The organism is Candidatus Nitrospira salsa (assembly GCF_965152625.1).
Map to the genome: position 1 here is coordinate 90,755 of NZ_CBCUCO010000004.1, position 15,356 is coordinate 106,110.

The window sequence follows — 15,356 nt, forward strand, 5'->3', positions numbered from 1 at the left end:
AAAAGGCCATTGCGAAAAAATCATGTCGTCTCGTCAATTGACCAACGTGTTAAGACTCATGCACTGCATCAACTCTCATTACCTTGAGCAAAAACAAGAAAATCTCACCACTGGAGAAATCAATAATCTGGTTATTTTTTCTTAACCGCTGTGCCCGTTACCGTAAAGCTATAGCCATTGAGAATCCAAGCCCAAAACCACCTTTCACTAATGGTTGGATTAACCAATCGTGTGGCTCCCTTGCTGCTAAGAGCTTCGTTGTAGGCCGCTTGAAATCGATCATTTTGTTTGATGGGAATAAATTGGAACAACATTAACCCTGTGGAGTTACCGGTCGCTGGTCCAAGGACTTCTTCATCTGGCCCTGGAGGAGCGGTCGGGATGTGAAGCGGAGTCGAATGGCACGCCGTGATTGTTAACACCCCTAGAATCAGCAGGACTCTCACGATGTAATCAAACATCATTATCCTCCTTTGTTTACAATGGGATTACCTATTGTCAATACAGGAGTCTCTCATTTTTAAGCATTAATCCAAAACCTAACGCCGTTGGTGGAATGTGTCAAGAATAATTTAAGGCACGTTTGTCATAATCGGTATATGAATAACAAGGGATATAGCATATGACTGCAACGCATGCTTCTGGCAATATCTTTGAAAATTATTGAATCAGCCTCTTATATAGGTCGAGAACCTAGCAAAAACATTAGTTCTTCTAATATTAATTTTAATACGGTAATATTTAGTTCTCTGAAGTTTAAAACTTTACGAGAGGAGGCATGCAAACATGCTAAGCAAATCGTTCGTGAAAGCCCTGTGCCTCACAGCTATGCTGACAACCCAGGCGTCTGGCTGCGCATTTACCGATATAACTGCAGAATTACCACTTACTGGACCAACGATTGACTTTTCTGGAGGTAAAGGACAAGTACTTGTCCTGGCACCCTTTACAGATAAACGTCAGGTCAGCAACCGAATCGGCATGAAAAAAAATGGATATGGACAAGATACGGCCGACGTCTTTCCTAACAAGGATGTCTTACCATGGCTGCACGAGCGTCTATCATCGGAACTCAAGGTTGCAGGGTTTACAGTAGCAACAGATAATGCAGGCAGGGGAGACGTCGAGGTGAATGGCACGCTTCTCAAGCTGTTCATAGAACCAGTCATCCAATGGTCAACCGTAGATCATGAAGCCGATTTTTCTGTCCAGTTGCAAGTGAAAAGACCTGATGGCCTAAAGGCTACTCGCAAGTACTATGTCAAAGGCATCAATCAAGGCTTAATTGCTTCTCAGGGGCACTACACGGCCGCATTGAATAAAGCCACGATGACATTGATGAAAAGGGTTGTCGCTGACTTAATCAACTTACTTAACCAGTATCCAGAAACTATCAATCATTCAAACTTGAGGATTACGCCATGTGGAAAACTGGAGCAAGACTTTGTCTAGGACTCGCGATCTTATCTCTTCTGGTGTTGTCCGCCTGTACGAACGAACGAATATTTGTTATTCAACCAGAACAGGTATCCAGCCAAAACGATCCAGATTGGCAGATAGAAAGTTACCCTGGGGAAAAAGAAGAAACATCCGAAGCCTCGCGCTAATCGTCATCAGCGTGATCCAAGTTTGCTTACTTTCTGGATGTGGTGCATCTTCACAAGTTCGTGATGCTATTGAACGTCCCTCTAAAGCATCACCACTCGCACATGAAATTAGACTAGAAATAGATGAAAGTTCTCTCAAGTGGGGAGATGGTCAACTAGGCACCATTTTAAAGGAAAGATTAGTTGAAAATAAAACCTTCACCAAGGTTCATTACCCAATTTATCCACCTCACACAGACCCATTAAAGTTAAAGGTCGTGGCACATGGTAACAAGGATGAAGATTCGACTGGCTTTCTCAAAGCCTTTTTTACCGGACTCCTCCTTTTTCTCCCCGTTGGGATTATTCAATATGAAGACAACTTCACCGTATCAGTGGACATGTGGGTGAACAAGAAGGAACGTGTGTTGGGGCCAGTCAAAATTAGTTCGGTGGTTGAAGTACGACATACCCTTTTTTCCAAAGCTGAGAGGTATACGCCCGATGCGAGAGCAAAGGGGTTTGCCGATTTAGCTAATCGTATCATCACTGAATTGCGAAACCAGGAAGATTGGTTTTTTAAAAACTCTTAGTGACTTAACCATCGAATACTACCTTTTGTCTCTCACACATAACAGAAATGGGGATGACAAAAAGTGTGTAGCATGGGGAGGGTTCATATCAATCATGCATTCCACTCCACACTTCCTTATAAAAAACCCCGAACAATCAACGACTAAACCCCACCCGATGCTGAATGATTATTACGCACTAGATTCTCAGAGGCAAAGTACGATTAATCAGTTATTTGATCAAGTCGCTCCGGACTACTACTGGATTAGTCAGGCGTTATCGTTTGGATCTGGAAATTGGCATCGCACAAATACACTTCGCCAATCGGGATTTTCCCAGGGGATGAACGTTCTTGATGTCGCTTGCGGGCCGGGAACAGTTGCTCGATGCGCACAAGACCTTGTGAAACCAGAAGGCTACGTGGTTGGACATGATCCAAGCCGCGGGATGCTTCAGGAAGCGAAGAAAAATGGGTTAAGGCGCTTAAGCCAGGGACTTGCAGAGCATTTGCCCTTCCAGGATTCAATATTTGATCGTGTCACTATGGGCTATGCCCTTCGTCATGTTTCGGACCTCCAACATACGTTCACAGAGTATTTTCGAGTCCTGAAACCCGGCGGCAGGGTTCTCATTCTTGAAATATCTCGACCCCGATCTCTTGTACAGATGCGGCTGGCAAAATTCTTTTTAAAAACCATTATTCCCCGAATTGCCCGATACAAAACAAGAAATCAAGAGGCTCTCACAATTATGGAATATTTCTGGGATACCATTGAACATTGTGTCTCGCCAGAGATTATCCTAACGACACTCAAACGGTCGGGATTTTCTCAGGTGAATGTCGCTGAATTTTGCGGAGGATTAATCAAAGATTACCATGCCACAAAACTATGACCACACTGACAACAGTGGACCAACAAACAAGAGACTACAATCTCATTTTATTGATATGTTACGGGAATAGCTGTCTCAAGAAAGCAGGAACAGGTGCGTTTCTTCTCAGCGTGTCTGCAAGATCCGCAATGTACGTAAACATAGCAAAGTGTATTGACAGCGGCCCATACGGTAAGGACAATCAACATCTTGCATGAACATATACCGACAAATGGGTTGGGAAACAGGAGTTATCGATCATGTCCCCCTTTGAAGAGGAAATTGCGACACTAATCATCCAGACACTGAATCTGAAGATTACGCCCTCAGACATACAGCCACTCGATCCATTGTTTGGTGAGGGACTTGGCCTTGATTCGATCGATGCGCTTGAATTGGCCCTCGTCATTTCTCAAAAATACGGGTATAAATTACGCTCGGATGACCCTGACAATACAAGAATTTTCTCTTCGCTCCGTTCGTTGTCCGAGGCAATCGAACGTAATAGGACAAAGTGACAAGCGTATGGGAAGAGTCAAGAAATCGCAAAAGGCTAAGCATGAAGGAACGTCGCCAAAATGACCACAAATTTTGTTACTGTGTCGAATACGTGTGTAATGACATTCTCTTGCGTAGAGTTCACAGTTCGCTCATTGCATGAACTTATGGCCAATCCCAGAATATTGGGGTAGAACCAAATACAATGACGTCTATCACTTTGCGAGACACATGTATCAAGAAATAACGGAATGAATACTTTTCCGTTATTAAGACACTGTCATCCCTCTTCGATCATCGCCTGGAAAGATGGAAAAGCAATTACTCAGGCAACGTTTCTTTCTCACGTAGCGGCCTATCAGAATCTCCTCCCTCAGAAGTCCTACGTCATCAATCTCTGTACTGATCGATACCTGTTTCTTATTGGATTCGCGGCCGCACTGCTTCGCAACCAAACGACACTTCTCCCGCTTCACACAAGCCCTTCAGCCTTCGAACAGCTTTCGCAGAACTACCCAAGTAACTACTACATCACAGATAATAGTGAAACGGAAGAAGAACGAGGAAACATTGTTTTGAAATTGGACGAAACAAAAGGCCATCCTCCTTTGCCAAATCCAGAAATTCCCGAAGATCTCGTGGCTGTCATAGCCTTTACATCAGGCACCACCGGAACCCCTCAGCCTTATGAAAAGACATGGGGATCTATGGTGGCCATCGCTCAAAAGACCGGCGCACAGCTCAAAGACAACGACGAAAAACAATTATTCACTATGGTGGCGACCGTTCCGCATCAGCACATGTACGGACTTGAAACCTCGATCATGCTCCCCCTACAACACGGATGGGCTTTCGAGTCGAGTCGACCTTTTTTCCCGGAGGATATCCGTATCACTCTTTCAGCGGTCCCAACCAAACGAATTTTAGTGACAACCCCCATCCACTTACGTGCATGTGTGAGAGAAGACACGCAATTACCATCGGTAGAGACCATTCTTTCTGCGACCGCTCCACTTTCTGATCATCTTGCTCGAGAGGCAGAAAAAGTCTTTCATACAAAAATTATGGAAATCTATGGATTCGCCGAAGCGGGTACGATTGCGACACGTCGCACGGTGCAGGAAAAACATTGGACGCTCCTTACTGGCTTATGCCTTCGACCTAAAGATACGACGGTCGAACTGGAGACCCCTTATCATCAGTGTCTCATTCCCATACCTGATACCATTACCATCCAGAGTTCTCAAGAATTTTTCTTAGAAGGAAGACCTGCAAATTTAGTCAATATTGGTGGTCATCGCGCGTCGTTGGATGATTTGAGCTTGCAGTTATCCACGATCGATGGCGTGAAAGATGCCGTGTTCTACTTACCACATGAATCACACGAATCCGTCACTCGCCTCATCGCCTTTGCCGTCGCACCCGATAAAACCTTAGATCAAATTTGGGAAGTCCTGCGTACAAAAATTGCCTCGGTGTTTCTTCCGAGACCCCTGTATTTAGTTGACGCGCTCCCTAGAAATCCTACAGGAAAATTAACGGAAAAGGCACTGAAGTCTCTGGCAAATCGTGAAGCCGAAGGTCAATAGAAGATGGAAGATCGCGCGTCGAGGTCTAAAAAGTGAGTGAGAGAAAATCAACAGAAGTATTCGTGACCATCCAGCACGATCACCCTTCGTTACCTGGGCATTTTCCAGGCAATCCTGTCGTCCCTGGCGTCGTAATCCTAGGACAGGTTTTCGACGCAATTCGTGCAGATGAAAGGGCATCGATTTGTGTTCTCGAAGCACGAACCGTGAAATTTCATTCACCCTTGCAGCCCAACAAACAATTATGCATCACGCTTAACCCTCGAGACGGGGAAAATAGAGAGTTTTCTTGCCGAGAGGGGACCACACTCATTGCCAGCGGCCAACTTCGATATCGCGTCATGGATACGGCACCACAAGAATCTTTATGAGTGCAGGATGGCTTCGTCAACGAGAACGGGGAAGCCGGTTGGCATACCGGCTGATGACATGGATTGCCCTTCGACTCGGTCGCCCGATCGCCCGCTCGCTCTTGTATCCTATTTCTGTATACTTCGTGGTATTTTCTCGACAAGCGTCACAAGGATTACGAGTCTACCTACAACGTGTACTCCAGCGCTCTCCAGGAAAACGAGATCTCTTTTGGCATTATCATTGCTTTGCATCAACAATACTTGACCGAACGTATTTGCTGGCAAAGCAGTACCATCATTTCTCACTGAATTTCCACAATGCGGAAGTCCTATTAGATCGTGTCGATCAGGGACAAGGCTGCCTGCTTCTGGGGTCACACCTTGGAAGCTTTGAGGTTGTCCGGGCGAGTGGATTATCCAGCAGACATGTGAATATTCGATTGCTCATGCATGAAGAGAATGCTCCGATTCTCAATGAAATATTCAATAAATTAGATCCAACAATGGCCGAGGCCATTATCCCGGTGGGAGAACCTGATACCATGCTCCGCGTCAAAGACTGTGTCGACAAGGGAGGCCTCGTCGGCATACTTGGCGATCGATTGCTGAAAGACGACAAAGTCGTCTCATGTACATTTCTTGGTTATCCAGCGAAGTTTCCCGCAGGTCCGATGTTGTTGGCCAGCATTATGAAGGTTCCGGTGATCTTATTTTTTGGCTTGTATCGCGGAAAGAATCGGTATGATATCTTTTTTGAATTGCTCTCAGAACAGGTCACGCTTGACCGACACACTCGCCAGCAGGACATTCAAGCATGGACCCAGAAGTATGTTACTCGCCTCGAACACCACTGCCAGATCGCCCCACACAATTGGTTCAATTTTTATGACTTTTGGGACGAAGAGCACTCAGGTCATCAGCCAAAGCTTCCTTAACGAGCTGAATTCTGCATGAAAAGACATTTCGCATTCGGACAGACACTTTTCTATATAGGAAAAAGAGCAAAATAGCCAATGACTGAAAACGAACCATCACATCAAACATGGCAAGAGTAGACCACGAATCATCGGTGAGCATTTTGAACCTTCTTGCTTGCAAACCTCGATCATTTTAATCTGATCTCCTTCCTTATGACTATAAGGATACAATTTCAAATGCTCAACATCGGAAGTCAATCCACAAGAATGCTAGACCATGCGACAACGACGAAATCATAAATATCCGAGACTCTGCAAGAAGGTCGTCCTCATTTTATTTGCACTTTTCTCTCTATCTTGGTGTGGCATCTTCATGATCTCTGCCACGCCGGCTCATGAGTCTGACGATCACGTCGTTCTCGTTGAAACTCAGGGAACATGGTCCATCGATGAACTTGTACAAGCCCTGACCCTCACACAGCCCCGTCAGATCGACTTTACAGAACAGTATATTTCTACCCTTCTGACAACGCCTATTACCAAAAAGGGAGTCTTTCGATTTACCCCACCCGCCAAACTTGAAAAGCACGTCCATACACCTCAACAAGAATCATTTACCGTGAACGGAGACCGTGTTCACTATACAAATTCAGCTGAAGATCTCGACTTGACACTCTCCTTGACCGACTATCCTTCTCTGCGTGTCTTCATTGGAGGACTTCGATCAATGTTATCCGGAGATGCCGAAACCTTGCACCAACTTTATCACACAACATTACTAGGCACGAAAGATGAGTGGACTCTGACAATCATCCCACGAGACGAAGAAATGCATGAGGCCATCACGTCTATCCTATTCCAGGGACGAAGACAAAAACTCACGACCATGGTCATATACGAATCCAGCGGAAACTCTTCCACCTTACAGCTCATGCTGACACAACCGTGATCACACGCAATCAGATCGTCATTTTGCTATGGGCCTCAATCTTTAGCATCGGTTGTTGGATCGCCCTACACTCGACACAAGTTCGAACGGAACTCACCTTGTTAATGCCAACTGGCAGCGGGGTCACACAACAACTTCTCATCAATCACATGCGAGAAGGGGCCACGTCGCGCCTCATCCTTCTTGGGCTCACAGGAGCCCACCAAGACATCTTAGCTCAGGCAAGTCAGAGATTGGCCAACGAGCTGCGAAAAAGCCAAAGTTTCTCTTCTGTCCACAATGGAGATATGAAGTCTTTTCAAAAAGACTCGAATCTCCTCTTTAAATATCGCTATCTCTTAAGTCCTCAACTGACAGCCGAGCAATTTCATGAATCGCAATTACACACAGCGCTTAGAAACCGTCTCCGTGATGTCAGTTCGATTATGCCTCCATTTATGAAGACCCGCGCAACGAGTGATATCACAGGAGAGTTTCTGAAAATTCTGAAACGTTCAACCTTCTCCAACACCCCTCATCGCCACAACGGAGTCTGGGTCTCCTCTAATGGTAATGTCGCACTTCTGACAGCAGAAACGACTGCTTCCGGTTTTGACCTTGACGCACAGGAACAAATCCAGCAAGAACTCATGGACAGCGTAGCAACAATCAACGCCAACCTTGGACATAACAATCACATCGAATTGCTAAGAACAGGACCATCTGTCTTTGCGGTCAAGTCAAGAAAAACGATCAAAGAAGAAGCTCAATGGTTGTCAATCTTGGCCATGGGTCTTGTGATTACTCTTCTATTTGTGAATTACCGATCTCTTACGTTAATTTGGTTGACCGTCATTCCACTAGCGAGCGGATTACTGGTCGGTACTCTCATCGTTACCAGTGTTTTTGGGTACGTCCATGGAATTACGCTAGGATTCGGAACAACCCTCATTGGCGTGGCCATTGACTATCCTGTACATGTCCTCAGCCACCTCAGACCACAACGTTCAGCCTCCCAGATTTTACGAAGTCTTTGGCCTGTCATAGGGTTAGGAGCCTTCACCACAGCTCTGGGTTATTGTGCCATGCTGTTCTCTGGATTTCCTGGACTCTCACAACTTGGTCTTTTTGCCATTGCCGGACTCCTGACATCAGCTTTCGTGACACGTCTCGTGTTACCGTCAATGATTCCAACAGGCCTGACGGTTTCACCTATAGGACTGCCTCTCATATCTTTCATACAAAGGTTACCCAACATGACAGTCCTCATACTTATGATCATCATGTTGGCAACGGGCTATCTCCTCTGGTCTCCCAAAGCTTTTTGGGAGCAAAACATCGCAAGTTTGAGTCCACTCTCTCAAGAAACAAAAGACCGGGATACATGGATGAGAAAAGAAGTCGGTGCACCAGCAGTTCGCGACCTTATAATCTTGACCGGCCCCTCAGAGGAAGACGTGCTACGAAAAAGTGAAGAACTCATTCCACAATTAGAAGATCAGAAACATCGCGGAGTGATTACAGGCTATGAGATGGCGGCACAATATCTCCCAAGTATCAAAACTCAACACGTACGACAAGCCCTCCTCCCAGCTTCACCACTCTTAAGGAATCGTTTGGAAAAAGCACAAAACGGGTTACCATTCAAACAGGGCATCTTTGAGCCTTTCATTCATGACATACATACCGCCAAACACCAAGAGCCTGTCAACAGCCATGTCTTTACTGGAACCTCATTCGGCTTAAAGTTGAGTTCCTTATTGTTTCAACAAGATCAACAATGGATCGGGGTAATCTATCTGCAAGGTGTTACGGATCGCGGCCAACTATCGACATTGGTTAAAAAGCAAAATGCCAAAAATTGGTACTATTTGGACCTAAAACATAAGGCTGAACACATCCTCACGACCTATCGCGATGAAGTTGTGCGATTCTTGAGTTTTGGAGCAATCGCGATTATTCTGACATTGATCATTCGCCTAAGGTCATGGTCGCTCGTGCTGCGAATCGTGGGATCAGTGGCTGCAAGCGTCGTCACGAGTTTGGGCCTTCTCCACCTCTTTGATGAACGGATTTCCTTATTTCATTTGTCATCCCTGCTATTAGTCATTGGAATTGGCCTGGATTATGCGCTTTTTTTTCATCACCATCAGCAAGAACCAGAATCACGGGTCCGAACCATATGGGCAATTCTTATTTGTAGTACCACAACAATCATGGTGTTTGGTCTACTCGCATTTTCGCAGACACCTGTGTTGCATAGCATTGGCCTGACGGCTGCCCTTGGTGCCTTTTGTTGCCTGATATTTTCAACGCTCCTGTCACAACCCTTCTCAGAAGAGAGGCGTAATAATATATGAATAGGGTTTCATTTGAGGTGGCCATTATAGGCGGTGGGTTAGCCGGGAGTCTGCTCGCCCGTCAGCTTCGCATCGCCATGCCTTCTCTGACCATTGGCGTATTCGAGAAACGTGCCCAGACATCATACAAAGTTGGAGAGTCAACTGTTGAAATTGCTACGAATTATTTTCTACGACGGCTTAATCTTTCCGCGTATCTGTACGAGCATCAATTGCCCAAAAATGGACTACGGTTTTTCTTTGATGATGAAGAAAAAAGCACCGACTTATGGAACATGAGCGAAATCGGCGGAGTCGCATTTCCGTATCACCCTGCGTTTCAAATCGATCGGGCACGCATGGAAGCTGACTTGCTAAACATGAACCAGGAAAATGGCATCAACGTCTATCGAGAAGCCCGAGTGGAGAATATTCACCTTGGAACACCGAGTAAAAGCCAGACTCGACATTCCTTTGATGTGCAACAGGCACATAATCAAAACTTTCATGGTCAAGCTCGATGGATTATCGACGCAAGCGGACGAAGCTCTCTCCTTGCACGGCAATTACATTTGCGGTTGCCCGAATCCGGCCATACCCTTGGATCCATCTGGGGCCGCTTTCGCCATGTCACCAATATCGATACGGTGGGACCAGATACCTTTCGAAAACGTATTCGTTATACTAGTCGAAGACTTGCAACCTGTCATTTTTGTTATTCCGGTTATTGGATTTGGGTTATCCCTCTTGGGGAAGGCGTGACAAGTGTTGGTGTCGTGTTGGATCGTTCTGTTCATTGGGAAGATACCCTTCGCAAAGAAGAGGGATTCCTGGCGTTCCTGAGAAAACACGCTGCTGTCTGGTCGTTACTCAAGAATGCCGAACTGATTGACATTGGAAGTTTGGGAAGTCTTTCCTACGGAACTCAGCAATATCTGAGTAGTCATGGATGGGGATTAACGGGAGAAGCCGCGGCATTTACCGATCCATTCTACAGCCCTGGTTCTGACTTTATCGCACTGGTAAACGATTTTCTCACAGACCTCATTCAGCGTGACCTGCAGGAAGAATCAGAGGAACGGTTACAGCAAATCGCATCACTCTATAATGACTACATGTGTTTTCGATACGAAGCTAGCATGCGTCTCTACCGCAATCTGTATTCACTGCTAGGGAGTTATCCACTCTTAAAATTAAAATGGCAGCTAGATTTCCCGTTGTACTATCACTTGTGGCTCTCACAATATATGCAAGATCTCCACCTTCAGGAAGATTTTCTCCGCACACAACTTTCTGAACAAGATTTGATTCTCAACGCTCTTTCGAATTTTTCCTTGCTCTTCACTCGACTCGATACACATATGAGAGCGAATGGAACATATTTCCACTCTAATCAACATCAATTTACCAATGCCTTGGAAGGAGTGGATTGGATCGAACAAGTCGGGACCCCACAGGGTCTTCACCAAGAACTCAAGCGGCTCAATCAGATTTTCAACTCAAGTCGACAATCAGCACTCAACCTTCTTCCATCTCGTTCGGACATTGAGCAGATCCAACCCTCTCTCTCTCTTTCTCAATTCTTGACTCCACATCCCCTAGTAGGGGATATCGCATGAATCCATTGTTCTTAACCCACTTTACCAATGTCACGGCACTTGGGCGTGGCAATCAGGCGATGTTTTCAGCTCTCAGCGAACGACGTTCAGGCCTAAGCCCATGCGATTTTCAGGACACCAAACTCGATACCTATATCGGAAGGGTTAAAGGCATTGAAGACAGTTCATTTTCAGATGAGTTGGAACATTTCGACTGTCGAAACAATCGCCTCGCATTGCTCGCTCTCCAACAGGATGGATTCGAAGAGGCCATTGTCCGTGCTCGTGACCAATATGGCGCTCATCGTATCGGGGTCATTCTTGGAACAAGCACATCCGGCATTCTAGAAACCGAACACGCGTATCGCCAACAATGCAACTCTGAGTCCAGTACCTTGTCTGATACATTTACTTCTCGATATCAATATACTCACAACACATTCTCGGTCGCACATTTTGTCCGAACACAATTACAGCTCCAGGGACTGGCCCTTGTGATATCGACGGCCTGTTCGTCTAGCGCCAAAGTTTTCGCCAGTGCTTCCCGATATATTGAGGCTGGCCTCTGCGATGCGGTTGTGGTCGGAGGAGTTGACAGCCTCTGCTTAACCACTTTGTATGGGTTCGCTTCTCTGGAACTGGAATCTCCAGAGCCATGCCGACCATCTGACATCAATCGTAATGGGTTAAGTATAGGTGAAGCCGCAGGCTTTGTCTTACTTGAGCGTCAAAATCGCGATACAACTTCCCCTGTAGTCGCACTGATCGGCTATGGCGAAAGTTGCGACGCCCATCATATGTCTCACCCTCATCCATCAGGAGCCGGCGCCATATTGGCCATGCAGCAGGGACTCGCCAGCAGTTCGATCCAGGCGAATGATATTGATTATGTGCATTTACACGGTACCGCGACGAAAGCAAACGACAAAACGGAAGACCATGCCGTGAGTTCGGTTTTGGGCAACCAAATCCCCTGCAGTTCGACAAAGGGGTGGACGGGTCACACGCTCGGCGCTGCAGGAGCCGTTGAAGCCGTTATTGCCGCACTGTGCCTTCACCATCAGCTCATTCCAGGATCATTGAATACCCAAACCGTTGACCCTTGTTTCTCTAGTAACATTGTTCTGCAAAACCAAAAAAAACCAATCTCCACAATTCTGAGCAATTTTTTTGGATTTGGCGGCAATAATTGTAGTCTGGTTTTCAGAAAGATATGATGCGTATATACCTCAATGGCATTGGAGTATTAGGGCCGGGTTTGGTGGGATGGCCTGACGTCCAACGCGTACTGACGGGAACACTCACGTACGACCAATCTTTGGCAATTCCAGACCCAACGCCCACGTGCCTGAAACCAAATGAACTTCGAAGAAGCAGTCATATCGTTCGATGGTCATTAACTGTTGCACAAGAAGCCATTGAACAGGCGAAATTAGAACCTCAAAATCTTCCAGCGGTCTTTTCTTCATCAGGAGGAGAAACTGATATCCTCCACAACATCTGTCTATCCTTATGTGAGACTGAGCCGGTCTTGTCCCCGACCCTTTTTCATCATTCCGTCCATAACGCCGCAGCTGGATACTGGAGTATTGCCGTTCAATCTCAACAACCGTCGACCAGTCTTTCCTGTTATGACTCTTCATTTTGTGGAGGACTCATAGAAGCCGCCGTTTTGTGCACCACGCAAAACACTCCAGCGTTGCTTGTTTCATACGATCTTCCACCTCCCCACCCGCTGTTCGAAGCACGCCCCTTGGTGAATCCCTTTGCAGTTGCGCTTGTTATGAGTTCTGAATATTTACCACAAAGTCTATCGACCCTGGATATCACCCTTCTTCATCGAAAGGTCGAATCCGCCAACCGGATGACCAACGATGCGTTAGAACAACTACGACTTGGAAATCCTGCAGCCCGCGCCCTTCCCCTGCTTGCCAGTCTTGCCCAACAACAAGATCAAAAGAAGATCATCTTAGACTATTTTGATGACCAACAGTTAGCGCTTGAGAGCAATCCATGCCCGTCCTAACTCGTTCAGAAATTTGCCGACTGCTGCCACATGGTGAAGACATGTGCCTTCTTGGCGATGTGCAATGGTGGGACGAATCTGACATTGTCTGTACGACGAACTCTCATCTGAACAAAGCCCACCCTCTTCGCCATCGGGATACCCTAGAGTCAATTTGCGGTATCGAATATGCGGCTCAAGCTATGGGAATCCATATAGCCTTAACAGCCTTCAAACATGAACAAACCTCATTATTGGGATTGTTGGGAGGTCTCCGAGATGTAACGATGAACGTTTCACGGCTTGACGTGTGTACAAAGCTTTTGAATATTCAAGCGACATGCGTAATGAATACCGGGGCTAATTTCATGTATACATTTCATATCACGACAGAAGAAATCAGCGTACTCAGTGGCCGCGCCTCTATTTTTGTTCAAAGACCCAAGGACCAGGCATGACGCGCGCACTCGTCAGCGGAGGAACCAGTACGATCGGAAGGGCCATTTGCCTAGAATTAGCTAGACAAGGGTTCCATATCATCGTTCTCGGGTATCAGCATCCAGAAATTGCAGCAGAAGCCGTCAATCATATTCATCAAACGGGAGGATCAGCCGAAAGTATCTTATGTGATATCCGTGATACCGGAGAGACACGGAAGATACTGGAAACTCTACTTGAGAATGGTCCAATTCAAGTGATTGTGAACAATGCAGGGTATTCAGATGACGGTCCGATGGCTGGAATGGATGAAACGCAATGGCGCCACGTGATTGATGTCAATCTCAATGGATTTTTTAATGTAACCCAGCCGCTGTTACTGCCAATGATTCGTACCCGGTGGGGAAGAGTTATTACAATTTCCTCGCTTTCCGGTATGATAGGCCGAAAAGGACAGACCAACTATGCTGCGGCCAAGGCGGGGCTTCATGGAGCGTCAAAATCTCTCGCAATTGAAGTGGCCTCGCGAGGGATCACGGTCAATGTTGTCGCGCCAGGGCTCATTGAGTCCCCGGCCATTAGCCATGCCTTTACTCAAGAGCAAATAGAGAACCTGGTCCCGATGAAACGGGCTGGAACGCCTGAAGAGGTGGCACACATTGTGGCATTTTTAGCCTCTGACAAGGCCGCATATATCTCCGGTCAAATTATTGGGGTCAATGGAGCCATGGCGTCATGAACACATCCCAATCGTTTGATAAAACGAAAGGATACTCAGGCCGTTCAACGTGTTTCCCTGATGGAAGGGATGCCTGGCACACCGTAGAAAAATCCTACGCTCCACGTTCAAAGTACGCGGTCGTGATTCCAGCGTATAACGAAGCTGAAACCATTAGGAACGTTGTCCAAAGATCTCTCGTGTTTATCGATGACGTGATTGTGATTGATGACGGGTCGACCGACGACACGTCGAAGAACATTGAGGATTTGCCGGTTACGATCATGAAGAATCCAACCAATATGGGGAAAGCCGCCTGTTTATGGAAGGGGTTTCAACATGCGATCCCACAAAACTTCCAGGCCGTCATTACCCTTGATGGTGATGGTCAACATTCGCCAGAAGACATTCCTCGCCTCATTGAAGAAGCTGAACGGGTTCCTCAACACGTCATTATTGGAGCAAGGCAAGGGAACTGGAACCGTCAATCTTGGCATCGAAAAGTCGCAAACCAGATTGCAGACTTTTGGATTTCTTGGGCTTCGGGGTACGCGATTGTCGATAGCCAATCAGGGTTTCGTGTGTATCCATGTCACCTTCTTCGTATGTTGAAGTGCAAGCATGATGCGGAACATAGCTTTGTTTTTGAGAGCGAAGTTCTGATTGAAGGGGCGAAGTTAGGCTATCAAAGTCGTCCAGTTTCCATTCAATCAAACAATCGAAAGACCATGCGAAACAGTCATTTTCGCCCAATCCTTGATATTACAAGAATTACGAAAATGGTGGCATGGAAACTCCTCTCTCGAGGAATGTATGTGACTGGACTCTATCAATCGCTTCGAGCACGTTGGAGCCATGATCAAGCAAGACAGGAAGTCCCAACATCTCCTCCTGTCTTGCCCAACTCATGAAGATTCCAGCAAGACATTCGTATCGCTTTC

16 protein-coding genes are annotated in these 15,356 nt (G+C 46.4%); 15 read left to right on the plus strand and 1 reads right to left on the minus strand.

The window, feature by feature from the left end:
- Positions 1–131: 131 nt before the first annotated feature.
- Positions 132–464, minus strand: a complete 333-nt coding sequence (locus tag ACWQXP_RS14440) for a hypothetical protein (RefSeq protein WP_454063588.1) — start codon at positions 462–464, stop codon at positions 132–134.
- Between the two features lie 322 nt (positions 465–786).
- On the opposite strand from ACWQXP_RS14440, the gene ACWQXP_RS14445 reads away from it, so the two are divergent.
- From ACWQXP_RS14445 to ACWQXP_RS14515, 15 genes are all read left to right on the plus strand, one after another.
- Positions 787–1,452 carry a YajG family lipoprotein gene (locus ACWQXP_RS14445; RefSeq protein ID WP_454063589.1) on the plus strand — a complete coding sequence of 222 codons (666 nt, stop codon included), beginning with the start codon at positions 787–789 and terminating at the stop codon, positions 1,450–1,452.
- A gap of 97 nt (positions 1,453–1,549) precedes the next feature.
- On the plus strand, positions 1,550–2,179 hold the full coding sequence (locus ACWQXP_RS14450) for a hypothetical protein (RefSeq protein WP_454063590.1): 630 nt from the start codon (positions 1,550–1,552) through the stop codon (positions 2,177–2,179).
- Positions 2,180–2,273: 94 nt separating this feature from the next.
- Complete coding sequence (locus tag ACWQXP_RS14455) at positions 2,274–3,053, plus strand: class I SAM-dependent methyltransferase (RefSeq protein ID WP_454063591.1); 780 nt, start codon at positions 2,274–2,276, stop codon at positions 3,051–3,053.
- A 236-nt stretch (positions 3,054–3,289) separates the two neighbouring features.
- Complete coding sequence (locus ACWQXP_RS14460; RefSeq protein WP_454064711.1) at positions 3,290–3,550, plus strand: phosphopantetheine-binding protein; 261 nt, start codon at positions 3,290–3,292, stop codon at positions 3,548–3,550.
- A 231-nt stretch (positions 3,551–3,781) separates the two neighbouring features.
- Positions 3,782–5,119: an AMP-binding protein gene (locus ACWQXP_RS14465; RefSeq protein ID WP_454063592.1), complete on the plus strand. Its 1,338-nt coding sequence runs from the start codon at positions 3,782–3,784 to the stop codon at positions 5,117–5,119.
- A gap of 32 nt (positions 5,120–5,151) precedes the next feature.
- A complete protein-coding gene (locus tag ACWQXP_RS14470; RefSeq protein ID WP_454063593.1) occupies positions 5,152–5,490 on the plus strand; it encodes a hypothetical protein in 339 nt (112 codons plus the stop codon).
- Entirely contained in the window at positions 5,487–6,407 is a 921-nt protein-coding gene (locus ACWQXP_RS14475; protein WP_454063594.1) for an LpxL/LpxP family acyltransferase, read from the plus strand. Before ACWQXP_RS14470 ends, ACWQXP_RS14475 begins: the two co-directional genes overlap by 4 nt.
- 355 nt (positions 6,408–6,762) lie before the next feature.
- Entirely contained in the window at positions 6,763–7,338 is a 576-nt protein-coding gene (locus ACWQXP_RS14480) for a LolA-related protein (RefSeq protein ID WP_454063595.1), read from the plus strand.
- Positions 7,339–7,442: 104 nt separating this feature from the next.
- The gene (locus tag ACWQXP_RS14485) at positions 7,443–9,677 is read left to right on the plus strand and encodes an MMPL family transporter (RefSeq protein WP_454064712.1); all 2,235 of its coding nucleotides are present in this window, start codon (positions 7,443–7,445) and stop codon (positions 9,675–9,677) included.
- Positions 9,674–11,275 (plus strand): NAD(P)/FAD-dependent oxidoreductase, encoded by a 1,602-nt coding sequence (locus tag ACWQXP_RS14490; RefSeq protein WP_454063596.1) that lies wholly within the window; start codon positions 9,674–9,676, stop codon positions 11,273–11,275. The genes ACWQXP_RS14485 and ACWQXP_RS14490 overlap by 4 nt, the downstream gene beginning before the upstream one ends.
- Positions 11,272–12,471: a beta-ketoacyl-[acyl-carrier-protein] synthase family protein gene (locus ACWQXP_RS14495; RefSeq protein WP_454063597.1), complete on the plus strand. Its 1,200-nt coding sequence runs from the start codon at positions 11,272–11,274 to the stop codon at positions 12,469–12,471. The genes ACWQXP_RS14490 and ACWQXP_RS14495 overlap by 4 nt, the downstream gene beginning before the upstream one ends.
- Complete coding sequence (locus ACWQXP_RS14500) at positions 12,468–13,280, plus strand: beta-ketoacyl synthase chain length factor (RefSeq protein ID WP_454063598.1); 813 nt, start codon at positions 12,468–12,470, stop codon at positions 13,278–13,280. Before ACWQXP_RS14495 ends, ACWQXP_RS14500 begins: the two co-directional genes overlap by 4 nt.
- Positions 13,268–13,717, plus strand: a complete 450-nt coding sequence (locus ACWQXP_RS14505) for a hydroxymyristoyl-ACP dehydratase (RefSeq protein WP_454063599.1) — start codon at positions 13,268–13,270, stop codon at positions 13,715–13,717. Before ACWQXP_RS14500 ends, ACWQXP_RS14505 begins: the two co-directional genes overlap by 13 nt.
- Complete coding sequence (gene fabG / locus ACWQXP_RS14510) at positions 13,714–14,436, plus strand: 3-oxoacyl-ACP reductase FabG (RefSeq protein ID WP_454063600.1); 723 nt, start codon at positions 13,714–13,716, stop codon at positions 14,434–14,436. Before ACWQXP_RS14505 ends, fabG begins: the two co-directional genes overlap by 4 nt.
- A complete protein-coding gene (locus ACWQXP_RS14515; protein ID WP_454063601.1) occupies positions 14,433–15,326 on the plus strand; it encodes a glycosyltransferase family 2 protein in 894 nt (297 codons plus the stop codon). Before fabG ends, ACWQXP_RS14515 begins: the two co-directional genes overlap by 4 nt.
- Positions 15,327–15,356: the final 30 nt, after the last annotated feature.